Origin of the sequence: Erythrobacter sp., from assembly GCF_011765465.1 — a bacterium.
Classification (GTDB): domain Bacteria; phylum Pseudomonadota; class Alphaproteobacteria; order Sphingomonadales; family Sphingomonadaceae; genus Erythrobacter.
The window spans coordinates 3,114,863-3,135,790 of sequence record NZ_CP050265.1 but is presented as its reverse complement, the minus strand read 5'-3'; the positions used below and the strand labels follow the sequence as shown (position 1 = coordinate 3,135,790).

23 protein-coding genes are annotated in these 20,928 nt (G+C 65.8%); 16 read left to right on the top strand and 7 right to left on the bottom strand.

The annotated features are described in order from the left end of the window. The first annotated feature begins 40 nt into the window (after nucleotides 1-40). The 3 genes from murJ (at nucleotide 41) to G9473_RS15190 (ending at nucleotide 3,622) form a co-directional block, all read left to right on the top strand. A complete protein-coding gene (gene murJ / locus G9473_RS15200; protein WP_291134528.1) occupies nucleotides 41-1,621 on the top strand; it encodes a murein biosynthesis integral membrane protein MurJ in 1,581 nt (526 codons plus the stop codon). A gap of 2 nt (nucleotides 1,622-1,623) precedes the next feature. Continuing rightward, a complete protein-coding gene (trpS, locus tag G9473_RS15195; protein WP_291138520.1) occupies nucleotides 1,624-2,643 on the top strand; it encodes a tryptophan--tRNA ligase in 1,020 nt (339 codons plus the stop codon). 295 nt (nucleotides 2,644-2,938) lie between these two features. Next, nucleotides 2,939-3,622, top strand: coding sequence for a DUF4136 domain-containing protein (locus G9473_RS15190; RefSeq protein WP_291134526.1), 684 nt, complete (start codon nucleotides 2,939-2,941; stop codon nucleotides 3,620-3,622). Nucleotides 3,623-3,711: 89 nt separating this feature from the next. On the opposite strand, the gene dut is transcribed toward G9473_RS15190, so the two are convergent. Both dut and G9473_RS15180 read right to left on the bottom strand, forming a co-directional pair. Further along, nucleotides 3,712-4,176, bottom strand: coding sequence for a dUTP diphosphatase (gene dut / locus G9473_RS15185; RefSeq protein WP_291134525.1), 465 nt, complete (start codon nucleotides 4,174-4,176; stop codon nucleotides 3,712-3,714). Then, entirely contained in the window at nucleotides 4,173-5,819 is a 1,647-nt protein-coding gene (locus tag G9473_RS15180) for a phosphopantothenate--cysteine ligase family flavoprotein (protein ID WP_291134524.1), read from the bottom strand. The genes dut and G9473_RS15180 overlap by 4 nt, the downstream gene beginning before the upstream one ends. Nucleotides 5,820-6,035: 216 nt before the next feature. Here G9473_RS15180 and G9473_RS15175 point away from each other — a divergent pair, with 216 nt between their 5' ends. Then, nucleotides 6,036-6,437 (top strand): DUF4345 family protein, encoded by a 402-nt coding sequence (locus tag G9473_RS15175; RefSeq protein ID WP_291134522.1) that lies wholly within the window; start codon nucleotides 6,036-6,038, stop codon nucleotides 6,435-6,437. Nucleotides 6,438-6,443: 6 nt separating this feature from the next. Here G9473_RS15175 and ubiB read toward each other — a convergent pair whose 3' ends face one another. Both ubiB and G9473_RS15165 read right to left on the bottom strand, forming a co-directional pair. After that, nucleotides 6,444-8,006, bottom strand: a complete 1,563-nt coding sequence (gene ubiB, locus G9473_RS15170) for a 2-polyprenylphenol 6-hydroxylase (protein ID WP_291134520.1) — start codon at nucleotides 8,004-8,006, stop codon at nucleotides 6,444-6,446. Nucleotides 8,007-8,056: 50 nt separating this feature from the next. Next, the gene (locus tag G9473_RS15165; protein ID WP_291134518.1) at nucleotides 8,057-8,827 is read right to left on the bottom strand and encodes a class I SAM-dependent methyltransferase; all 771 of its coding nucleotides are present in this window, start codon (nucleotides 8,825-8,827) and stop codon (nucleotides 8,057-8,059) included. Nucleotides 8,828-8,938: 111 nt separating this feature from the next. Between G9473_RS15165 and mutM the strand changes: the two genes are divergently transcribed. From mutM to G9473_RS15130, 7 genes are all read left to right on the top strand, one after another. Then, a complete protein-coding gene (gene mutM / locus G9473_RS15160; RefSeq protein ID WP_291134517.1) occupies nucleotides 8,939-9,754 on the top strand; it encodes a bifunctional DNA-formamidopyrimidine glycosylase/DNA-(apurinic or apyrimidinic site) lyase in 816 nt (271 codons plus the stop codon). Nucleotides 9,755-9,940: 186 nt separating this feature from the next. Beyond that, nucleotides 9,941-10,201 carry a 30S ribosomal protein S20 gene (gene rpsT, locus G9473_RS15155; protein WP_291134516.1) on the top strand — a complete coding sequence of 87 codons (261 nt, stop codon included), beginning with the start codon at nucleotides 9,941-9,943 and terminating at the stop codon, nucleotides 10,199-10,201. A 483-nt stretch (nucleotides 10,202-10,684) separates the two neighbouring features. Next, nucleotides 10,685-12,145, top strand: a complete 1,461-nt coding sequence (gene dnaA / locus G9473_RS15150) for a chromosomal replication initiator protein DnaA (protein WP_291134515.1) — start codon at nucleotides 10,685-10,687, stop codon at nucleotides 12,143-12,145. A 131-nt stretch (nucleotides 12,146-12,276) separates the two neighbouring features. Next, a complete protein-coding gene (locus G9473_RS15145; protein WP_291134513.1) occupies nucleotides 12,277-13,047 on the top strand; it encodes a HesA/MoeB/ThiF family protein in 771 nt (256 codons plus the stop codon). Nucleotides 13,048-13,139: 92 nt separating this feature from the next. Continuing rightward, nucleotides 13,140-13,292 (top strand): hypothetical protein, encoded by a 153-nt coding sequence (locus G9473_RS15140; RefSeq protein ID WP_291134511.1) that lies wholly within the window; start codon nucleotides 13,140-13,142, stop codon nucleotides 13,290-13,292. Nucleotides 13,293-13,375: 83 nt separating this feature from the next. Next, nucleotides 13,376-13,759: a DUF202 domain-containing protein gene (locus G9473_RS15135; RefSeq protein WP_291134509.1), complete on the top strand. Its 384-nt coding sequence runs from the start codon at nucleotides 13,376-13,378 to the stop codon at nucleotides 13,757-13,759. A 52-nt stretch (nucleotides 13,760-13,811) separates the two neighbouring features. Further along, complete coding sequence (locus G9473_RS15130) at nucleotides 13,812-14,540, top strand: tetratricopeptide repeat protein (RefSeq protein ID WP_291134506.1); 729 nt, start codon at nucleotides 13,812-13,814, stop codon at nucleotides 14,538-14,540. An 8-nt stretch (nucleotides 14,541-14,548) separates the two neighbouring features. Here G9473_RS15130 and G9473_RS15125 read toward each other — a convergent pair whose 3' ends face one another. Continuing rightward, nucleotides 14,549-15,250: an NAD-dependent deacylase gene (locus G9473_RS15125; protein ID WP_291134505.1), complete on the bottom strand. Its 702-nt coding sequence runs from the start codon at nucleotides 15,248-15,250 to the stop codon at nucleotides 14,549-14,551. Nucleotides 15,251-15,285: 35 nt separating this feature from the next. On the opposite strand from G9473_RS15125, the gene dapB reads away from it, so the two are divergent. From dapB to G9473_RS15100, 5 genes are all read left to right on the top strand, one after another. Beyond that, nucleotides 15,286-16,026 (top strand): 4-hydroxy-tetrahydrodipicolinate reductase, encoded by a 741-nt coding sequence (gene dapB / locus G9473_RS15120; RefSeq protein WP_291134503.1) that lies wholly within the window; start codon nucleotides 15,286-15,288, stop codon nucleotides 16,024-16,026. Continuing rightward, nucleotides 16,023-16,808 (top strand): potassium channel family protein, encoded by a 786-nt coding sequence (locus G9473_RS15115; RefSeq protein ID WP_291134501.1) that lies wholly within the window; start codon nucleotides 16,023-16,025, stop codon nucleotides 16,806-16,808. The genes dapB and G9473_RS15115 overlap by 4 nt, the downstream gene beginning before the upstream one ends. Continuing rightward, nucleotides 16,805-17,476, top strand: a complete 672-nt coding sequence (gene nth / locus G9473_RS15110; RefSeq protein ID WP_291134499.1) for an endonuclease III — start codon at nucleotides 16,805-16,807, stop codon at nucleotides 17,474-17,476. Before G9473_RS15115 ends, nth begins: the two co-directional genes overlap by 4 nt. 37 nt (nucleotides 17,477-17,513) lie before the next feature. Beyond that, entirely contained in the window at nucleotides 17,514-17,933 is a 420-nt protein-coding gene (locus G9473_RS15105) for a hypothetical protein (RefSeq protein WP_291134497.1), read from the top strand. A 74-nt stretch (nucleotides 17,934-18,007) separates the two neighbouring features. Then, nucleotides 18,008-18,502 (top strand): hypothetical protein, encoded by a 495-nt coding sequence (locus tag G9473_RS15100; protein WP_291134495.1) that lies wholly within the window; start codon nucleotides 18,008-18,010, stop codon nucleotides 18,500-18,502. Here the strand turns inward: G9473_RS15100 and G9473_RS15095 are convergent. Together G9473_RS15095 and dapE are read right to left on the bottom strand one after the other, a co-directional pair. Continuing rightward, entirely contained in the window at nucleotides 18,483-19,739 is a 1,257-nt protein-coding gene (locus G9473_RS15095; RefSeq protein ID WP_291134493.1) for a dicarboxylate/amino acid:cation symporter, read from the bottom strand. The genes G9473_RS15100 and G9473_RS15095 overlap by 20 nt on opposite strands. 8 nt (nucleotides 19,740-19,747) lie before the next feature. Continuing rightward, on the bottom strand, nucleotides 19,748-20,902 hold the full coding sequence (dapE, locus tag G9473_RS15090; protein WP_291134491.1) for a succinyl-diaminopimelate desuccinylase: 1,155 nt from the start codon (nucleotides 20,900-20,902) through the stop codon (nucleotides 19,748-19,750). Nucleotides 20,903-20,928: the final 26 nt, after the last annotated feature.

The following is a 20,928-nucleotide window of genomic DNA, read 5'->3' as shown; positions in this document are numbered from 1 at the left end:
CCCGCACCCCGCGGCGGGCGGCAAGGCGGACCTCGTTCCCATGAGCCTGCTCAGGAATGTCGGCACGATCGGGTCGCTGACCCTTGCAAGCCGCGTTGCCGGGATGGCGCGCGAGATGATCTTCTCGCGCGTGCTCGGCGCGAATGCGGTCACCGATGCCTGGTTCCAGGCTTTCATCATCCCCAATGTCTTCCGCCGCCTGTTCGCCGAGGGCGCGTTCTCGGCCGCCTTCGTGCCGATGTTTTCCAAGCGCCTCCACGGCAAGGACGACCCGCAGGAGGGGCTGGAGGACGCGCGCAGCTTCTCCGCCGATGTGCTGAGCGTCTTCCTGCCGGTGCTGATCGCGCTGGTGGCGGTGTTCGAAATCGCCATGCCCGGCGTGATCTGGGTGCTGTCGGAAAAGCCGGTCGATCCCGAAACCTACCCGCTCGCGGTCGATTTCGCGCGGATCATGTTCCCCTACATCATCCTCGTCAGCCTCGTGACACTGTTCACGGGAATGCTCAATTCGGTCTCGCGATTCGCGCCCGGCGCGAGCTTTCCGATCATCCTTAACCTCGTCCTCATCGCCGCGCTGCTCATGGGCGAGCGGTGGATGGATGCGACCGGGGCGAGCGTCGCCGAAACGGCCTACGCCATAGCCTGGGCGGTGACCGGGGCGGGCATGATGCAACTCGCCTGGCTCTATTACTGGACGCGGGTCGAAGGATTCCGTCCAAAGCTGATGTGGCCGCGAATCACGCCCGAGGTAAAACGGCTCGCGATCATCGCCCTGCCCGCAGCGATCGGGGGAGGAGCCTACCAGATCAACACGCTGGTCCAGCTCTATTTCCTCAACCAGCTCGAGGACGGCGCGGTGAGCTACATGAATTACGCCGACCGGCTGAACCAGTTGCCGCTGGGCATCATCGGCATCGCACTGTCGACCGCGATCCTGCCGACGCTGTCGAAATTCGTCGGCAGTGACAACCGCGAAGGCGCGGACCGGATCCAGTCGGACGCGATCGAGCTGGCCATGCTGCTCACCATCCCGGCGGCGGTGGCGCTGGCGATCTGTGCGGAGCCTTTCGTCACGATGATCTTCCAAGGCGGGCGGTTCGATCTTGCCGATGCGGCGGTCACGGGCGAGGTGCTCGCGATGCTGGTGCTGGGCCTTCCGGCCTATGTGCTGGTGAAGGTTCTCGTTCCGAATTTCTACGCGCGCGCGGACACGAAGACGCCGGTGGTGGCGGCCTTCATCGCGCTCGGCGTGTTCATCGCCTTCACCTTCATCGTGCTCGAAACGCTCGGTGTGGTCGGTGTCGCGCTCGCCAGCGTCATCGGGGCATGGATCAACGTCGGATTCCTGCTGGTCGTGCTTGCACGGCGCGGGTTTTACCGCGTGCCAGGCGTGCTCCTCTTGCGGATCGGTCGGCAGATTATCGCCGCCGCGGCAATGGGTGCCGCCTTGTTCTACGCACGCGACCTGCTAACCGACTGGTTCGCCGCCGGCGTGCTGGCGCGGCTCGCGGCCCTGCTCGCGCTCGTCGGCGCGGCTGCGGTCGTCTATTTCGGCATCGCCTTCGCGGTCGGCGCGATCGACCGCCGGCGCATCGCCGCCCTAACGAAGAAAGCGAAATGACAATGCGAGTCGTCTCCGGCATCCAGCCCACCGGAAAGCCCCATCTCGGCAATTACCTCGGCGCCATCGTCAATTACGTGAAGCTGCAGGACGAAGCCGTCGCGGCGGGCGGGGAATGCTTCATCTTCCTCGCCGACCTCCACGCGCTTTCCATGCCGCACTCGCCCGCCGAACTCACCGAGGCGACGCGCGAAATGGTCGCGACCCTCGTCGCCTGCGGGGTCGACCCGGCCAAGACCGTGCTGTTCAACCAGGCCCAGGTTCCCGCCCATGCCGAGCTGCAATGGCTTTTGAACGGCACGGCGCGGATGGGCTGGCTCAACCGCATGACCCAGTGGAAGGACAAGGCGGGCAAGAACCGCGAGGGCCAGTCGGTCGCGCTGTTCACCTATCCCGTCCTGCAGGCCGCCGACGTGCTGCTCTACCAGGCGACGCACGTTCCGGTGGGCGAAGACCAGAAACAGCATCTCGAGCTTGCCCGCGACATCGCGCAGAAGTTCAACAATGATTTCTGCCCCGAGGACGCGCCGCTCTTCACCCTGCCCGAGCCCTACATCCCGCCCGCCGCCGCGCGGATCATGTCGCTGCGCGACGGCTCGGCCAAGATGAGCAAGTCCGACCCGTCCGACATGAGCCGGATCAATCTCGTCGACGACGCCGACACGATCATGAAGAAGGTCAAGAAGGCCAAGACCGATCCCGAACCCCTGCCGTCCGAAGAGGCCGGGCTCGAAGGCCGGGCCGAGGCGAGGAACCTCGTCGGGATCTACGGTGCGCTCACGGGCATGAGCAGCGCCGAGGTGCTGGCCGAGCACGGCGGCGAGGGTTTCGGCGCGTTCAAGCCGAAGCTTGGCGAAGTGCTGGTGGAGACGCTCAGCCCGATCAATGCCCGTTTCCGGGAACTCAAGGCCGACGAGGAAGCGCTCGATGCGATCCTCGCGCGCGGTGCCGCGCAAGCGCGCGAACGCGGCGCGCCGACTCTTGACGCAGCCTATCGCGCACTTGGGCTCGTGCGCGGCTGAAACCGGTAGAAAACCCTGAAATTATGACCTTTTCCGACGAAGCGGGGCTTGTATGCGTTCAATGAGGGTTCAGGCCCGGTGCGTATAAGGACGGCATGACGGTGCTGCATCCGCGCGCCGGTCAGGTCGCAGGATCGAAACGTGGCTGTCGGACGAGCCGCCGGGAACAGGCGGGCCGCCATGCCCCTGAAACGAAAGCTCTCCCATCCGGGGAACGAGAGGGCATGGCGATCTGCCGGGCGAGGCGTGAAGGCACTGGTGAACTCGCAAAAGGTATGCCATGAAACATTCTAACATGAACCAGACCAGACGCTCTTACACGGCCACGGTCCGCATCGGCCTCGCGCTCGCCCTCGCCGGCAGCCTCGCGGCCTGCGCCACACCCTTCAAGGCCGACGTGTCGCGCTTCGCGGCGCAGCTTCCCGCACCGCAGGGGGAAAGCTTTGCCGTGGTCGCGGAAGACCCGAAACTCGCCGGCGGTCTCGAATTCGCGATGTATGCCGATCTCGTCGCCGAGGAGCTCTCCGAACTCGGCTACACCCGCGCCGACTCGCCTGCAGAGGCGACATTGCTGGTGCGCTTCGACTATGATGTCGACAACGGGCGCGAACGCGTGCGGACGTCCAATATCGGCGCCGGCCCGGCCTTCGGGCCGTGGGGCGCGTGGGGCGGCTGGGGCGGCTGGGGCGGCTTCAATCGCGGTTGGGGCTTCGGCTTCTACGATCCGTGGCTCGCCGGCCCCCAGGTGCGCAGTTACACCGTCTACACCAGCGGCATCGACATCAAGATCGATTCGACCGCGACCGGCGAACGCCTGTTCGAAGGGCAGGCCCAGGCGGTTTCGCGCACGAACCGGCTGCAGACTCTCGTGCCCAACCTCGTCGAGGCGATCTTCACCGATTTCCCCGGCAATTCTGGCGAGACGCTGCGGATCACGATCCGCGACGACGACAGCAAGAAGGTCAAGGAAATCGACTGAGCCGGGTCGGACCCGGCCCCACAGGATGGGAGGGAGGCGGCGCCATGGGATCGGCGCCGCCTTTTCTTTTGCTCTTTTGCCTGCGCTCGCTAAAGCTTCGCGTGCCCGCCGGTCGAGCCGAAGCCGCCCTCGCCGCGCTCGGTCGCGTCGAGTTCCTCGACCTCGCGCCAGGCGGCCTGCACGACCGGTGCCAGCACCAGCTGCGCCACGCGGTCGCCCCGTGCGATCGCGAACGGCTCGGTCCCGTGGTTGATGAGAAGAATCTTCAATTCTCCGCGATAATCCGAATCGATCGTCCCCGGCGTGTTGGGCACGGTGATCCCGTGCTTGAACGCTAGGCCCGAGCGCGGACGCACCTGGATTTCGTATCCCGCAGGAATGGCGAGCGCGAGGCCGGTCGCGACCGGATGGCGCGCGCCCGGCGCGATCGTCACGTCCTCGGCCGAAACCACGTCCATCCCCGCTGCGCCCGGCGTCGCGTAGGCGGGCAGGTCCAGCCCCTCGCCGTGCGGCAGGCGCTTCAATTCGACCGGAACCGTGTCGCCCGCGCTCATTCGGCGGCTTCGGCCTTGAGGCTGGCGGCGATGCGCTCGACGAGCGCCATGGCGACATCGCGCTTGGGCATCTGTTCGAGAGTCTCGACCCCGTCTTCGCTGACGATGTGGACGAGGTTGTCGTCACCGCCCATCACGTCTCCCGACACGTCGTTGGCGATGATCCAGTCCGCCGCCTTGCGTTTCCTCTTCTGTCGGGCGTTCTCGACCACCTTGTCGGTTTCGGCAGCGAAGCCGATCACGAGTTCGGGCCGGTCCTTGCCGCCTGCGAGATTGGTGAGGATGTCGGGATTCTCGGTCAGAATAAGCGCCGGCGGGGCCGAACCGCGCTTCTTGATTTTCTCACCGCGATATTCCTTGGGCCGCCAGTCGGCGACCGCAGCGACCATCACTGCGGCATCGGCGGGCAGAGCCTTCTTCACCGCCTTCGCCATGTCCTCGGCCGATTCGACGTCGACGCGGGTAACGCCTTCGGGCGTGCGGAGCGAGACTGGCCCCGCGACCAGCGTCACTTTGGCTCCCAGCGCGGCGGCGGCGGCGGCAATGGCGAAGCCCTGCTTCCCGCTAGAGCGGTTGGCAATATAGCGCACCGGGTCGATCGCTTCCCAGGTCGGACCGGCGGTAACGAGCACGTGACGGCCCTTGAGCGGTCGGTAGGAGGCATCGACCTCGAAGCCAGGCGCCTCGGCATCGGCGCTTTCGAGCGCGGCAGGTTCGAGCCGTTCGGGCGGAGCCTTGCGCTGGTCGAATTCGTGATTGAGCGCCTCGGGATCGATCGGAGGGGCGGAGGACGCAGCACCCTTCTTCGCCAGCAGCGGGCCACCGAGATCGGGCTTGAACTCGGGGGTCTCTTCCTCGGGGGGAAGCTCCTCGCCCTCGCGGCCCTCCTCGCCTTCGGATCCCTGTTCGAAGTCTCCTTCGAAGTCGGCGTATTCGGCCTCGATCTCCTCGTGCGTCCGCTTGGCGGTGGAGCGCGGGATGATCCGCGAAAGCAATCCGCCGAGCCCGCGGCCGACATCGCCGTCGCTGTCTTCCTCGTCGACAGGCGCGCTGTCGTTGGCAGCGGGGATTGGCGCCGGGGCCGGTTCCTCGATCTCTATCCCGAAATGCGCCGCGATCTCTCGCCAGATCGCGTGCGGTTCGGGCAGGCGACCATAGCCGAATTCACCGCAAGCCATCGCGCCCTCGTCCGGGTGGAGCACGGTGACGCCCGCCTGCCGCAGCCATTCGAGATTGCGCTGGGTCGCTTCGTGCTCCCACATCTTCACGTTCATCGCCGGGACCGCCATCACCGGCTTGTCGGTGGCGAGGATCAGCGTGGTGGCGAGATCATCGGCGATCCCGCTCGCCATCTTGGCGATTAAGTCGGCGGTGGCGGGGCAGACGACGACGAGGTCCGCCTCGCGCGATAGCTGGATATGCCCCATCTCGACCTCGTTCTTGAGATCGAACAGGCTGGTGTAGACCTGGTTTTCCGAAAGCGCGGCAAGCGACATGGGCGTGACGAACTGCTGACCGCCCTTGGTCACGACGCAGGTGACATCGCCCCCGCCCTTGCGGATGAGGCGGACGAGCTCCAACGACTTGTAGGCCGCGATACCGCCGCCCACGACCAGCAGGATTTTCGGCCCAGCGCCGCTCATCGCGTCATGCATCTCCTCTGGACGGGGGAACAGCCCCGCCGCCTCGCGCGCGTTTCACCTAGCGTTCCGGCCCTTCGCCGCCAAGGGCCAGCGGTTGCCTTGCGCCCGGCATGGTTAAGGTTTCACTTATAGAGCCGGGGACGGCGCGCGCAAAACGGCTTGAGACGGGCCGCGCAACCGCGCCATAAGCACGGCATAGCGGAAGGGAAAATCGCCATGACCGTCACATTGCTGCGCGCCGCCTTGTTCCTTGCGGGGCTGGTCTTCATGATCATCGGCGGGTCATTCCTGTTCGATCCCGCGGCGATGGGCGGCAGCTTCGGCCTCGTCCCGCGCGGTGCGCAGGGGATGTCGAGCCTGCGGGGAGATTTCTTCGCCTATTTCGTCGTCGCGGGGGCGTGCCTGATTGTCGGCGCGTGGAAGCGGCGCGGCGATGCCTTGCTGGTCGCAGGTGCGATCTTCGGCCTGACTTTCCTTGCCCGGGCCTACAGCCTCATTACCGATGGCTTCTACGTGAACTGGGTCATGCCGATGGGGGTAGAGGCGGTGACGGTGATCCTGATCCTCGTCGCGAGCCGCATCCTGCCGAGTGGCGCTTTCGCCGAGCGCGGGGACTGAGACCCCTCAGCCGAACAGTCCCGCAGCCAGAAGCGCCCACATCGCGCCTGCGCCAAGAGCGCCGGCGAACAGGTATCCCAGCAGCGACCCGCCTTCGCGCTCGCGGCGATCGGTGATGAGCGGGATGTCGGGCAGCGGCGGCGGTTCGGGCGCACCGCCCTTAGGCGGGAATTTCTCCTCGAGCCGGCGGATAAGCCCGGGCAAGCGCAGAAGTGTCTCGGTGTCCTCTTTCAGCCGATCCGCCAGCGCTGCTTCCGGCCCCAACTCGTCCCTGATCCACGATCGGACATAGGGCGCGGCGGTGTCCCACATATTGATGTCGGGATTGAGCTGGGTCGCGATCCCTTCGACCATCACCATGGTCTTCTGCAGAAGCAGGAGGTGCGGCTGGGTCTGCATATCGAAATCGCGGGTGATCGCGAACAGCCCGTCGAGCATCTGGCCGACCGAAAGCTCCTTCACCGGCTTGCCGCGCATCGGCTCTCCGACCGCGCGCAGAGCCGTCGCGAATTCGCCGACCGAGTGGTAGGAGGGCACATATTGCGCCTCGAAATGGATTTCGGCTACTCGCTGGTAATCGCCTGTCGTCAGGCCATAGAGGATCTCGGCCAGCCATTGCCGCGCGCGCCGGTCGATCCGGCCCATGATCCCGAAATCGATCGCGACGATGGTGCCGTCGTCCTCGACGAACAGGTTGCCCTGGTGCATATCGGCGTGGAAGAAGCCCGCGCTGATCGCCTGGGTCAGGAAACTGATGACGAGCCTTTCGGCGATCGCGGGCAGATCGTGGCCGCGCTCCTTCAGCGCCTCGACATTGGAAATCTTGACCCCGTCGATCCACTCGATGGTGAGGACGCGGCCATTGGTGCGGTCCCAGTCGATTTCGGGAATGCGGTAGCCGCCAACGCCCGCCATCTGCTCGGCAAGTTCGGAAGCCGAGGCGGCCTCGCGGCGCAAGTCGAGTTCGGAATTCGACCAGCGCTTGAAATTGGCGATGGTCAGGCGCGGGCGCAGGCGGCTGGCTTCCCCGCCCATCGCCTCGACATGGGCGGCGGCCCATTCGTAAGTCTGGATGTCGCGCGCGAATTTCTGCCGGATGCCGGGGCGCAGCACCTTGATCGCGACCTTCCGCCCGTCGCTCGTCACCCCCTTGTGGACCTGCGCGATCGAGGCAGCTCCGACCGGCACGGGATCGACCTCGGCGAAAAGCGCCTCGAGCGGCTGCTCGAAACTCGCCTCGATCTGCTCGCGGATTTTCTCGAAGGGAACGGGCGGGAGGTTGTCCTGCAGGCTGAGGAGGTTGTGCGCCGCTTCCTCGCCGACGAGATCGGGCCGCGTCGCAAGGCTCTGCCCGAGCTTGATCGCCGCCGGCCCGATCGCGCGGAACGCCCCGGCGTAATCGCGCGGTCCCCTGGCGCTGGTGAAAGTCGCTAGACGGGCGAGCTTCACCAGCCGCCGCAGCGCGGTGGGCGCGTTCGGATCCTCCTCGATCCCGACCAGCGCACGGCGACGGGCGAGCGTCGTACCCCAGTTGGCGAGGCGCAGAAGATGAATAGCGGGCGCGGTCATGTCAGCTCATTGCGCTCGAAGCGGCGATGGGTTCCCCAAGGGCGTGCGGATCAGACCTTCCAGCCCGAATGGATCGCGACGAGCCCGCCCATGATCGGCTCGACCTTGGTGTTCACGAAGCCGGCCTCAGCGATCATCCTTTCGAACTCGGCCATGCGCGGGAACTTGCGGATCGATTCGACGAGGTAGCGATAGGAATCGGCATCCCCCGCGATCACCTGTCCCATGCGCGGCAGAAGCTGGTCGGAATAGATGTCGTAGGCTTCTTTAAGCCCGGACCATTCGACGGTCGAAAACTCGAGACAGAAGAACCGCCCACCGGGCCTCAGCACGCGGTGCGCCTCGGCCAGCGCGCGATCGATATGAGTGACGTTCCTGATGCCGAAGGCGATGGTGTAGGCATCGAAGCTGTTGCTTGCGAAATCGACTTCCTCGGCATTCTGCCGGGTGAAAACGAGGCTGCCCTCGTCCTCGCTTCCGCCGCGCTCGACCGCGCGCTCCGCCCCGACGTCGAGCATTTCCTGGTTGATGTCGGCGACCGTCACGTGCGCCCCACGCGCGACCATGCGAAAGGCGATGTCGCCCGTGCCCCCCGCCATGTCGAGCACCTGCTCGCCCGGCTGCGGCTTCACCCGCTTGACGAAGCGATCCTTCCACAGCCGATGCATCCCCGCCGACATGGCGTCGTTCATCACGTCGTATTTCTGCGCGACGCTGGTGAAGACCGCGCCGACGCGGCGGGTCTTTTCCTCCGGCGTCACGTCCTCGTAACCGAAGGAGACGGTTTCGGGGCTGGAAGAGGCTTTGTCGTTCATGGCCATGCCTTAGGGTGAAAAGCGCGCCGGGCAAAGACCTTGTATTCGCGCGCTCGCGGGGCGAAAGCGGGCATCCCTTTCCTGCGGCCTGCAGGCCGCCCGATCACAAGCGCCAAGATGCCCGAACTGCCCGAAGTCGAAACCACCGTGCGCGGCCTCGCCCGCTTTCTCGAAGGCGAACGGATCACGCGCGTGACGGTGAACCGGCCCGACCTCAGGCGTCCCTTCCCGGCCGATCTGGTGCAGGTAATGACAGGCGCTCGGGTCACGCAGATGGGCCGACGCGCGAAATACGGGCTCATACATACCGACCGGGCGCGCACGCTGGTCTTCCATCTCGGGATGAGCGGGCGCTGGCGCATCGATCCGGCCGCACCCGACATCCACGACCATCTGGTGCTCGAGACCAAGGAGCACCGCTTCGCCCTGTGCGACCCGCGGCGTTTTGGCTCGGTCGATCTCCTCGCGACGGACGCATTGGGGGAATGGCCGCAATTCGCCGCAATGGGCCCGGAACCTCTCGGCCCGGACCTGAGACCGGAGCACCTCAAGGTCGCGCTTTCCGGACGCAAGCAGGCGATCAAGCTGTGCCTGCTCGACCAGCGGATCGTGGCCGGGCTCGGCAACATCTATGTCTGCGAAGCGCTGTGGCGCGCGCGCATCCATCCGAGGAAAGCCGGCGGCAAGGTGACGAAGCCCCAGCTCGCCCGGCTCGTCCCTGCGATAAAGGAGGTGCTCGAAGCCTCGATCCGCGACGGCGGCTCGACCTTGCGCGACTATGCAGCGCCCGACGGGGAACTGGGCTATTTCGCGACTCGCTTCGATGTTTATGGCCGCACTGGCGAAGCCTGCCCGCGGGTGGATGGCGGTACGATCCGCCGCTTTGCACAGGGCGGGCGGAGCACGTGGTTCTGCCCGAAATGCCAGCGCTGACTTGGTTCACGGGGCACGAAGCAAGGGAATCGTTGACCTTGCGCCCCCTTCGCCCTATGTGGCGCGCTTTCCGGCGACGGGACCGGTGCGTCCCCGTGCCGCCGACCGACCCTTTGACCGAGCATCGAACCATCCGCATGGCCGCGACCGGCCACGCCGACACAAACGCGAGACAGACGAGACGACATGGCCAACACGCCGCAAGCCCGTAAGCGCATCCGCCGCAATAATCGCCGCGCGGAAATCAACACCGCCCGCATGAGCCGCATCCGCAGCTTCATCAAGAAGGTCGAGACCGCGATCGAATCCGGCGACAAGGACGCGGCGGCCAATGCGCTCAAGGCGGCCCAGCCCGAAATGCAGCGCGGCGTCGCCCGCGGCGTGCTTCACAAGAACACTGTCGCGCGCAAGATGTCGCGCCTGTCGAAGCGCGTCTCGGCTCTCTGACCGAGGCGCTTGCGACGCCTTCTGGGGCGAATCATCAGGCGCGGATCGATAGGTGATTCTACCCGTCTTGCGGGTAATTGAGACCGAGCTTTTCAGATGGGGCTGCGCTTGTCGGGCGCAGCCCTTTTTTCGTGCGACAAATGCGACCGCGAGCCGCGCGCAAAATGCAAGGAATCCCTACGATTCGCAGGGGCCGGAAATCGCTTCGCAAAGCAAAACAGGCACTTGAACGGAAGGCTGCGGGCTTGCGCCGAGTCAACAGGATTATTTCACTTTTTTTAAACGAGCCTTCTTGCCTTGGCGGGCGAACGGTTCTTTATTCGTTGCTCACCCGGGGCGGGACAGTCCGGGTTCTTAAAATCCGATCGACAGGGGGCATCCCGAGGAACCGCGATTCCCGGGACTGGACGGATATTGCCTGTCGAAAAGAAGGTGTGCCGCCCGGGCCCTGCTTTCCGGGTGCGAGGACGAATTGGGGATGTGATGGTGCATAGAATAGACAAGGCGCGGGTCACGCGCCGCTCCACCGACGATGATCTTATGGAAGATGCCGAAGCCGTGAACCTCGCCGCAGACTGGGCCGATATCAGCCAGGGGCTGCGCAAGGATCTCGGCCATCAGTTGCACAGCCAGTGGATCCGCCCGATCCAGCTCGGCGGCATCGACAAGGAAACCGGCACGCTCGATCTTTTCCTGCCGACCGAATTCGCCGCGAACTGGGTCAATGACCGGTTCCGCGACCGGCTCCAGCTCGCCTGGAAGATCGCGCGCAGCGAAGTGCGCCAGGTGCGCATCCAGGTCCATCCGGGGCGCCGCCAGCTGCCCGAGCTCCAGCTCGACGATTCGCGCCGGGCGGCCAACGACGGGGCCAGCTCGATCGCGGTCGCGGCGGGCACGATCGGCGATGCGGGTTTCACCGGCTCGGTCGGGCTCGATCCCTCGCTGACCTTCGCCGCCTTCGTGACCGGGGAAGCCAACGTGCTCGCCTGCAATGCCGCGCAGCGCATGGCGGCGAGCGAGAAGCCACAGTTCTCCCCGCTCTATCTCAAGGCCGCGACCGGGCAGGGCAAGACGCACCTGCTCCACGCTATCGGCCACGCCTATCTCCAGGCACACCCGCGCGCGCGGATTTTCTACTGCTCGGCCGAGCGTTTCATGGTCGAATTCGTCCAGGCGCTCAAAGCCAACCAGATGATCGAGTTCAAGGGACGCCTGCGCAGCTTCGACCTGCTGCTGGTTGACGACATCCAGTTCATAATCGGCAAGGCGAGCGCGCAGGAAGAGCTGCTCTACACGATCGACGCGCTGCTGGCCGAGGGTAAGCGACTGGTCTTCGCCGCGGACCGCGCCCCGCAGGCATTGGACGGGGTCGAACCGCGTCTGCTCTCGCGCCTGTCGATGGGCCTCGTCGCCGACATCCAGGCGGCCGATATCGAGCTTCGCAAGAAGATCCTCGAATCCAAGCTCTCGCGCTTCGCTCCGCTGTCCGTGCCCGAGGACGTGATCGATTTCCTCGCCCGCACGATCACCCGCAATGTCCGCGAACTGGTCGGCGGATTGAACAAGCTGATCGCCTATGCCCAGCTGACCGGGCAGGAAGTCTCGCTTCAGCTGGCCGAGGAACAGCTCACCGACATCCTCTCGGCCAATCGCCGCCGGATCACGATCGACGAGATCCAGCGCACGGTGTGCCAGTTCTACCGGATCGACCGGGCCGAGATGAGTTCGAAGCGGCGCGCCCGCGCCGTGGTCCGTCCGCGGCAGGTGGCGATGTACCTCTCGAAGGTGCTGACGCCGCGCAGCTACCCGGAGATCGGGCGCAAGTTCGGCGGGCGCGACCACTCGACGGTCATCCACGCGGTTCGCCTGATCGAGGACCTGCGCCAACGCGATGCCGACATGGACGGCGACGTGCGCAGCCTGCTGCGCCAGCTGGAAAGTTAATTCGCACACATTTTCCACCGGCTTTGGGCGGGCCTGTCGACAGGCGCGGTCCACCATGCATCGACACGTGATCGACAGGGCTGTCCACAGCTCTGTCGACAACCGTTGCACAGGATGCCAACAGGCTTTCCATGAGCCTTTCCCCGGCCCGCCTCGACCGCTTCGCGCGCCACATCGTCCTGCCCGAGATCGGCGGTGCGGGGCAGGTCGCGCTTTCCCGCAAGCACGTCGCCGTCATGGGCCTCGGCGGGATCGGTTCGCCCGCGCTGCAATATCTCGCCGCGAGCGGGATCGGACGCTTCACTCTCGTCGATGACGACGTGGTCGATGTCTCGAACCTGCAGCGCCAGACGATCTTCACCACCCGCGATGTCGGCCACGGCAAGGCGACGAGCGCGCGGCGCTGGCTCGCCAATTTCGACGATGCGCTCGAGGTCGAGATTTCCGACGCAAGGGTGACGCCGGACAATGCGCGCGCACTCGTCGAAAGAGCCGATCTCGTGCTCGACGGGACCGACAATTTCGCAACCCGCCTCGCTGTTTCGGACGCTTGCGTTGCGGCGGGCGTGCCGCTGCTCTCGGCGGCGGTCGGGCGGTTCCAGGGTCAGGTCGGCGCCTTCGCCGGGCATCTTTCGGACCAGCCGTGCTATCGCTGCTTCGTCGGCGATGCCTTCGATGCCGAGGATTGCGACACCTGCGCCGAGGACGGGATGCTGGGCGCGATGGCAGGCTGGACCGGAAGCTTCGCGGCGATGCAGGCGGTGCGGGTCCTGCTCGCCGGGGTGAGCGTATTCGGACAGCCGCAATGGGGCACGCTCCACCTGCTCGACGGCATGGCGCCCGCCATGCGCAGCCTCAGGATCGCCAAGGATCCGGGCTGCAAGGGCTGCTGCGCGGCCTGACGCAGCTCGCGCTCGCCCTGTCGTAGGAGCGCCGGTGAATGGAACCGGCAAGTAATCCTTTCGTTGTCCATATTGAACGAAAGGATGAATTCATGACCCTTCTCAATATCTTGATCCTCAGCGCCGGCGCGGTCTTCGGTTTTTCGCAATGGCAGAAGATGAAGAAGAAAACACCCGACGATCATCGCCCGAAGCCTGAAGAAAAGTTCAAGGGCGGCGGAGAGCCGACCCGGGCGCGATCGTAAGGGGATCGTCTGCGAAAGCATGAAAGGTCGGCCCGAGCGCCGGCCTTTTTCATTTGCCGCACCGCAGCGGGCAGAACCTTAAGATGGCCGACGAGCAGGACAAGAACGAACTGGCGGAGGACCGGACCGACTGGGCCGAGGACCGCACGCTCATGGCGAACGAGCGCACTTTCGCGGGCTGGATGCGCACGGGCCTTGCCGCAGTCGGGATCGGGCTCGGCTTCAACGCCCTGTTTGGAAAGCTCGAACCGGCTTGGGTGGCGAAGGCCATCGCGACATTATTCATAGCCATCGGCGTGTTCGTGTTCTGGAGCGCCCAACGCAACGCGTCGGCAGTGCAGAAACGCATGGATTCCCACGATGCCGCACCGATCCGCACCTCGAACATGAAACTGATCGCCGCCGCCATGGCCTTCGCGAGCCTGTGCCTTGCCGCCGGGATCTGGGCGATCGACCTGCGGCAGTAGCTGTCGTATCCTTACACCGTGCCCCGCTGGCTGTTCGCTAAAGGCGGGTGCCATGTCTCGTGCAGCAATGCGCCTCGCCGCCCTCGCCCTTGCGATCCTTGCCGCGCCGCTCTGCGCGCAGACCTCCGGCGAGACTTACGAGCGCGCGCTCGACGCCGAACGCAATGGTGATTACGCCGCCGCGCGGCGCCTGCACCAGCAGGCCTGCGATGCTGAAGACGCGCGGGCCTGCCGCGAACTGGTCGTCATGCATCTCAAGGGCCGCGGTGGCCCGCAGAGCGACAGCGCCGCGCGCAGCACGGCGACGAGGGCCTGCCGGCTGGGTTCCGTCGACGGCTGCGGCATACTGATGCAATTGGCGCACAATGCCAAAGGCGGCCCTGCGGACTTTGCGCTGGTTCGTCGACTGGGAAAGACCGTCTGCAAGAGCGGCGAGGACAGCAATCCCATATCGGCGCGCGCCTGCTTCCATTTCGGGCGAGCGCTTTTGACCGGCAAGGGCGGTCCGACTGACCTGGCAGGAGCCGAGGGTGCGCTCACCCTCGCTTGCCGCGGCTCGGCCCCGCAGGGCTGCACGCAACTCGCCGCGCTGCACCTGGGTCGGCATGGTGGGCCCCGCAATGATGCAAGGGCGGCTCGCTTCTTCTTGCATGCCTGCATCCGCGGCGAGAAGGATGTCTGCGACATCTACGATTCTGACCCGGTTTCCATGCGCAAACGGGCCAGTGAGGCATGCGAAGCGGGTGACAAGGGAGCCTGCCTCGTCCTCGAACGGCCCTGAACACCGGATCAGCCCTCCAGCACCTCCTCGACCCATTGCGGCACGATCTCGCCCGCGCGGCCGTGGCGCGATTCGGTGAAGAATCGGCTGCCTTCGGAGGGCTCCAGATTGAGCTCAAGCGTGCGCGCGCCGTTCATCAGCGCCTCCTGCACAAAGCCCGCCGCCGGATAGACGGCCCCGCTCGTCCCGATGCTGACGAACAGGTCGCAGGTGCCGAGCGCCTCGTAGATCCGCTCCATCCTATAGGGCATTTCGCCGAACCAAACGACGTCCGGGCGCAGAGTCGGCGCCTGGCAGACGGGGCATTTCGGCCGATCCAGCAGGGGCACATCGAGCGGCGAGCGCATCTCGCACGAGGTGCACAGCGCGCTCGAAAGCTCGCCGTGCATATGCAGCACGTCCTTCGACCCGCCGCGCTCGTGAAGGTTGTCGACATTCTGCGTGACGAGCAGGAGATCGCCCGTAAACTCCGCTTCGAGCCGGGCGAGCGCGCGGTGCGCGGCGTTTGGCTCGACCGATTCCAGCGCCGCGCGCCGCGCATCGTAGAAGCCGAGCACGAGATCGGGATTGCGCGCGAAGCCTTCGGGCGTTGCGACATCCTCGACCCGGTGCCGCTCCCACAGCCCGCCCGCGTCGCGGAAGGTGTCGATCCCGCTTTCGGCGGAAATGCCGGCTCCTGTGAGGATGACGATGCGCTCGAACTTTGCCATGAAGGCCTTTGACCACAAGGGGCGGAGCGAATGCAATGAGCGAGGACACGCGGCGATTTGCCGTGATCGGGCACAAGGGCCGGATGGGCCAGGCGATCGCGGCGGCGATCGAGGAGGCGGGCCACGAATTCTGCGTCGGGGTCGATCTTGGCGGGGACCCTGTCCCGCTGCTCGGCCAGTGCGAAGTGGCCGTCGATTTCTCCGCGCCGGACGGTCTTGCGGCCAGTCTCGAAGCGGCCAAGGCAGCGGGCATCCCGATCCTAGTCGGAACGACGGGCCTCGAAGAGGAGCATTTCGCCCTCATCGGCGAGGCGGCCAAGGCTATCCCCGTGCTCCAGACCGGCAACACGTCCCTCGGCATCACCCTGCTCGCGCACCTCGTGCGCGAAGCGGCGGCGCGGCTCGGGCCGGAATGGGACATCGAAGTGCTGGAAATGCACCACAGAATGAAGGTCGATGCGCCTTCGGGCACGGCCAAGCTGCTCGGCGAGGCCGCAGCCGAGGCGCGCGGCGTCGCGCTGTCGGACGCGATGGACAGCGGGCGGCACGGCTTCACCGGCGAAAGGCGCGAGGGCGCGATCGGTTTCGCCACCCTGCGCGGCGGGACCGTGGCGGGTGAGCACAGCGTCATTTTCGCGGGCGAGCAGGAACGCATCACCCTCGCCCATTCGGCCGAGGACCGCGCGATCTTCGCGCGCGGCGCGGTCAAGGGCGCGCTGTGGCTGATCGGCCGCGAGCCGGGGCGCTACCGGATGGAAGACGTGCTCGGCCTGTGACCCTGCGTTCGAGAGCCTACAACGAGCTGTTCGCCTCGGCCCGGACCGACGGCAAGCTGACGCTTACGAATCGGCTGGTCGTGCTCGCGATCCTCGCCTCGGTCGCGGTCGCGATCGTCGGCACGGAACGCGCCTTCGCGAGCGAAAACAGGAGCGCGATCCTGTGGGCGGAATTCGGCTTCGGCGTGCTGTTCCTCGCCGAATACTGCGCGCGCCTGTGGGCGGTCGCCGAGCGCCCCGGGCCGGAAAGCGACTGGGCCAAGCGGAGCGAATGGGCGCGTTCGTTCTTCGCCCTCATCGATCTCGTGGTGGTGGTAATCACGCTGATCCCCTTCATCCTCGCAGGCGCGCCGATCCTGCGCCTGCTGCGCCTGTTCCGGCTTGCCGCGCTGCTCAAGTTCGGGAAATTCTCGATGGCATTGAAGGCTTTGGGTTCGGCGATCGTGGACCGGCGCTATGACCTCTACGTCACCGGCGCGCTTGCGCTTGTGCTGCTGCTTGGCGGGGCGACCGCGCTCTACTGGGCCGAAGGCAAGGTCCAACCAGAGGCATTCGGATCGATCCCGCGCGCGATGTGGTGGTCGATCATCACGCTGACGACGGTGGGCTATGGCGACGTCTCGCCGGTGACACCGCTCGGAAAGGTGCTGGCCGCGCTCGTCGCGATGGGCGGGATCGGGCTGGTCGCCATGCCGACCGGGATTATCGCGGCGGCATTTTCCGACGCAATGCAGGCTTACCGCGAAGAAGAAGCGCGCGGCAAGGACGGGGCGATGCCGTGACGAAAGACCGGATCTTCGAATTCTTCCGCCGCCTCGCCGAGGACAACCCCGCGCCCGAGACCGAGCTCGAATACGGCAACGCTTACCAGCTCGTCGTCGCGGTCGCCCTGTCCGCACAGGCGACCGATGTCGGGGTGAACAAGGCGACCCGTGCGCTGTTCGAGAAGGTGAAAACGCCGCAGGAGATGCTCGACCTAGGGCTCGAAGGGCTGACCGAGCACATCAGGACCATCGGCCTGTTCAATTCCAAGGCGAAGAACGTCATCGCGCTCTCGCAATTGCTGGTCGACGAATACGCAGGCGAGGTGCCGGACACGCGCGAGGAACTGGTGAAGCTCCCCGGTGTCGGGCGCAAGACCGCCAATGTCGTGCTCAATTGCTGGTTCGGGCAGGAAACCTTCGCGGTCGACACGCATATATTCCGTGTGGGCAATCGCACCGGTCTCGCCAAGGGAAAGACGCCCGACCAGGTCGAGGCGAAGCTCGAGAAGCGCGTGCCGCGACCCTTTCGCCTCCACGCGCATCACTGGCTGATCCTGCACGGGCGCTATGTCTGCAAGGCGCGCACGCCGGAATGCTGGCGCTGCACAGTCGCGGACCTGTGCAGCTACCGCAAGAAAGTGCTAGAAGACCCGAAACAGGGAAAGAATAGGAGAGCGCGAGCCTGATTGGGGGGCGAGTCGGGCCGCGCCTTTGGAGAGGACCATGAAAAGAGCCCTGATATTTAGCGCCCTACCCCTTTTCGCGCTCGCCGCGGCCTGCGCGCCGGTCGACGATGGGGAGCGTTCCGACGACCCGACCGCCTACGACCCGCCGGTGCGCGTGGTCGGCAAAGCCCAGAACTGCATCCCGCTCGCCCAGATCCGCCAGACCCCGGTACGCAGCGACGACGTGATCGATTTCGAGATGCGCGGCGGCAAGGTCTACCGCAACGTGCTGCCCAATTCCTGCCCGCAGCTCGGCCTCTGGGAAGCCTTCACCTACGACACCGAAATCACCCGGCTGTGCAGCGCGGAGATCATCTACACGCTCCAGCAGATCGGCGGCGGCGTCCAGCGCGGCGCGGGCTGCGGCCTCGGACAGTTCGTGCCGGTGGAGTATGTCGAGGAAGACGAAGGCGAATAAAGCCTTCGCTTCACCGGCCATTCACTCTTGTCGGACGATTGCCAGACGCGTGAAGTCGGCAAGGGAGCAGGAGGGTGACGGGTAACGAAAGGCTTCTCCTTCATGGCGCGGCGTTCGCGCTGGTCGCTTTCCTGACCGGCTGCATGAGCGGATCGCAAGGCGCTCCCTCAATTGAAGGCAAGGTCGCCAATGCCCGCATCTGGCCCGACGAGTCGAGCGTCTTTGTGCGAGCCGAGGCCGAGCCGCGCCGCTGCCTGCAGACCGCCAACACTTTCTACGTGGTCAATGACGAGGAAAGCATCGTTTTCATGAACGACGGGCAGTTCTACCTCAACCGCCTGCAACTGCCCTGCGAGGGAGTGCTGGTCTCGGGCTTCACGCAGAGCGCGGGTTTCGGGCGCGAGCAGATCTGTTCGGGCATGGCGATCACGCTGCAGGACCGCTTCGGCGGCAATCCCAACGCCCAGTGTCACCTCGGCGCGTTCGAACCGCTCGAACTTGCCGGGCCGGGCAAGGCGGGCGAGAGGATCGTGGTCAACGAGGGCGAGACTATACGTCGTCCGCGCTGATCATCTCGGCCCGGTCGAGCTCGCCCGTCAGGCTCGCCACGGTGGTCGCCACCGCCGCGTCGCCGCTGACATTGGTGGTGGTGCGCATCATGTCCATGATCCGGTCGACGCCCGCGACCAGCGCGATCGTTTCCAGCGGCACGCCGACCGCGCCGAACACCAGCACCATCATGATGAGACCCGCCCCTGGAATCCCCGCCGCACCGATCGCGCCAAGCGTGCCGAGGATCGAGATCGTGAAATAGTCCGCCCAGGACAGGTCCACGCCGAAGGCCTGCGCGCCGAACAGGGTCGCTAGACCCAGATACATCGCGGTCCCGTTCATGTTGATCGTCGCGCCCAGCGCGATGATGAAGCTCGCCACCGAATTCGATACGCCGAGATTGCGCTCGGCACAGCGCAGGGTCACGGGAAGCGTCGCGTTGGAACTCGCGGTCGAATAGCTCACCGCGATGGCATCGGCGATGCCGCGGAAGAAATCGACCACGGGCAGCCGCGCGATCAGCTTTATCATGCCGGCATAGATCACGAAGATGATGAGCAGGCAGCCGAGATAGTTGAGCGCGACGAGGAAGCCGAGCGCCTGGAGCGCGTCGAGGCCCAGCGTGCCCGCGACCCACGCCATCAGCGCGAAGACGCCGAAGGGGGTCAGTTCCATCACGATCATCGTCACCTTCTGCATGACGACGCTCCCGCTTTCGAAGATCTTGAGGACCGGTTCGCCCTCCTCCTTTGCCATCAGGATGCCGATCCCGATGAGAAGCGAGAAGACGATCAGCGGCAGCACGTTGACGTCCGCCATGACCTGCACCGGGCTCGACGGCACGGTTTCGAGAATCATCTCGGAAAAGCTCTGGGCGTTCTGCTGGCGGTCCTGCGCCTTTTCGAGGGCGGCCGGATCGAGCGCCATGCTGCGCCCGTCGATGCCGGAGCCGGGTGCGAGCAGCGTGCCGATCGCAAGGCCGAGCCAGACCGCGATCTGGCCGGTGGCGATGAACAGCAGCAGCGCCCGCCAGCCGACGCTGCCGAGCTTCCTCAGGTCCCCGATGCTCGCGACACCCGCAACGAGGCTGAAGAAGATCAGCGGCACGACGAGCATCTTGATGAAGGCGATGAAGATGTCGCCGATGATCTTGATGCTTTCCGCCCCCGGCCCCCACAGGAAACCCACGAGGATGCCGAGCACGAGCGCGCCGATCACGCGCTGCCACAGCGGTATTGCGAACCATGTTTTCATGCGAAGCGTCAGGCCCCCTGCTTCATGTCGAGCGCCAGCGCCCCTTCGGCGATGCGCGCATAGATACGCGCTAGCGCATCGAGGTCGGCTATGGCCACCGCCTCGTCGCGCTTGTGCATGGTCGCGTTGCACAGGCCGAATTCGATCACCGGGCACACCGCGCGAAGGAAGCGCGCATCGGACGTGCCGCCGGTGGTCGATTGCTCGGGCGCGATTCCGGTCTCGGCCTCGATCGCCTCTGCCACCAGCCGCGAAAACGCGCCCGGCTCGGTCAGGAAAGGTTCGCCCGAGATGATCGGCAGCGCGCTCCCGCCGTGCTTTTCGGCAATGGCGCCGATGCGTTCGGACAGGCTCGCGCCCGAATGCAGGTCGTTGAAGCGGATCGAGATGCGCGCCTTGGCGGCGGCGGGAATGACATTGTGCGCGCGGTTGCCGACCTCGATCTCGGTGATCTCGAGATTGGATGGCTGGAACCAGTCGGTTCCCTTGTCGAGCACCAGCGCGTCGAGTTCGGCCAGCATCGCCACCAGTTTGGGGATGGGGTTGTCGGCCATGTGCGGATAGGCCACGTGCCCCTGCGTGCCCTCGACCGTCAGCCAGATGTTGACCGATCCGCGCCGCCCGATCTTCATCATGTCGCCCAAGCGGTTGACGCTGGTCGGCTCGCCGACGAGGCACAGATCGGGCCTTATGCCTTCGGCGTTCATGTAGTCGATCAGCGCGCGCGTCCCGTGGAGCGCGGGGCCTTCCTCGTCTCCCGTTATCAGGAAACTGATCGTCCCCGCCTCGCGCGGGACGTCGCCAACCGCCGTCACCATGGCGGCGATCGCGCTTTTCATGTCGACCGCGCCGCGTCCGTGGAGCAGTTCGCCCATGACGGTCGGCTCGAACGGCGCGCTCGCCCAGCCGTCTCCGGGCGGGACCACGTCGAGATGGCCTGCGAAGGCGAAATGGGCCGAGCCTTCCGGCCCGCTGCGAATGGCGAAGAGGTTCTCCACCGGCGCTTCGTCGCTGCCGTCCGCACCCTGCCCGCGCGTAAAACGGTGAACGGCAAAGCCCAGTGGTTCCAGCATCGCTTCGAGTTCATCGAACACCGCGCCGGTCGCGGGGGTCACGCTGGGCGCCGCGATCAGGCGCTTGGCAAGGTCGAGAGTTCGGCTCATGCTCGCCTCGCTAGCAGGAGAATGCG

Excerpts from the sequence above, each read along its gene's own strand:
- dnaA (WP_291134515.1), top strand. The coding sequence starts at position 10,685 with ATGGTGCATAGAATAGACAAGGCGCGGGTCACGCGCCGCTCCACCGAC.
- rpsT (WP_291134516.1), top strand. The coding sequence starts at position 9,941 with ATGGCCAACACGCCGCAAGCCCGTAAGCGCATCCGCCGCAATAATCGC.
- mutM (WP_291134517.1), top strand. The coding sequence starts at position 8,939 with ATGCCCGAACTGCCCGAAGTCGAAACCACCGTGCGCGGCCTCGCCCGC.
- G9473_RS15165 (WP_291134518.1), bottom strand. The coding sequence starts at position 8,827 with ATGGCCATGAACGACAAAGCCTCTTCCAGCCCCGAAACCGTCTCCTTC.
- trpS (WP_291138520.1), top strand. The coding sequence starts at position 1,624 with ATGCGAGTCGTCTCCGGCATCCAGCCCACCGGAAAGCCCCATCTCGGC.
- dapB (WP_291134503.1), top strand. The coding sequence starts at position 15,286 with ATGAGCGAGGACACGCGGCGATTTGCCGTGATCGGGCACAAGGGCCGG.
- murJ (WP_291134528.1), top strand. The coding sequence starts at position 41 with ATGAGCCTGCTCAGGAATGTCGGCACGATCGGGTCGCTGACCCTTGCA.
- G9473_RS15130 (WP_291134506.1), top strand. The coding sequence starts at position 13,812 with ATGTCTCGTGCAGCAATGCGCCTCGCCGCCCTCGCCCTTGCGATCCTT.
- dapE (WP_291134491.1), bottom strand. The coding sequence starts at position 20,902 with ATGAGCCGAACTCTCGACCTTGCCAAGCGCCTGATCGCGGCGCCCAGC.
- G9473_RS15095 (WP_291134493.1), bottom strand. The coding sequence starts at position 19,739 with ATGAAAACATGGTTCGCAATACCGCTGTGGCAGCGCGTGATCGGCGCG.
- dut (WP_291134525.1), bottom strand. The coding sequence starts at position 4,176 with ATGAGCGCGGGCGACACGGTTCCGGTCGAATTGAAGCGCCTGCCGCAC.
- G9473_RS15145 (WP_291134513.1), top strand. The coding sequence starts at position 12,277 with ATGAGCCTTTCCCCGGCCCGCCTCGACCGCTTCGCGCGCCACATCGTC.
- G9473_RS15105 (WP_291134497.1), top strand. The coding sequence starts at position 17,514 with ATGAAAAGAGCCCTGATATTTAGCGCCCTACCCCTTTTCGCGCTCGCC.
- ubiB (WP_291134520.1), bottom strand. The coding sequence starts at position 8,006 with ATGACCGCGCCCGCTATTCATCTTCTGCGCCTCGCCAACTGGGGTACG.
- G9473_RS15125 (WP_291134505.1), bottom strand. The coding sequence starts at position 15,250 with ATGGCAAAGTTCGAGCGCATCGTCATCCTCACAGGAGCCGGCATTTCC.
- G9473_RS15135 (WP_291134509.1), top strand. The coding sequence starts at position 13,376 with ATGGCCGACGAGCAGGACAAGAACGAACTGGCGGAGGACCGGACCGAC.
- G9473_RS15180 (WP_291134524.1), bottom strand. The coding sequence starts at position 5,819 with ATGAGCGGCGCTGGGCCGAAAATCCTGCTGGTCGTGGGCGGCGGTATC.
- G9473_RS15190 (WP_291134526.1), top strand. The coding sequence starts at position 2,939 with ATGAACCAGACCAGACGCTCTTACACGGCCACGGTCCGCATCGGCCTC.
- G9473_RS15175 (WP_291134522.1), top strand. The coding sequence starts at position 6,036 with ATGACCGTCACATTGCTGCGCGCCGCCTTGTTCCTTGCGGGGCTGGTC.
- G9473_RS15140 (WP_291134511.1), top strand. The coding sequence starts at position 13,140 with ATGACCCTTCTCAATATCTTGATCCTCAGCGCCGGCGCGGTCTTCGGT.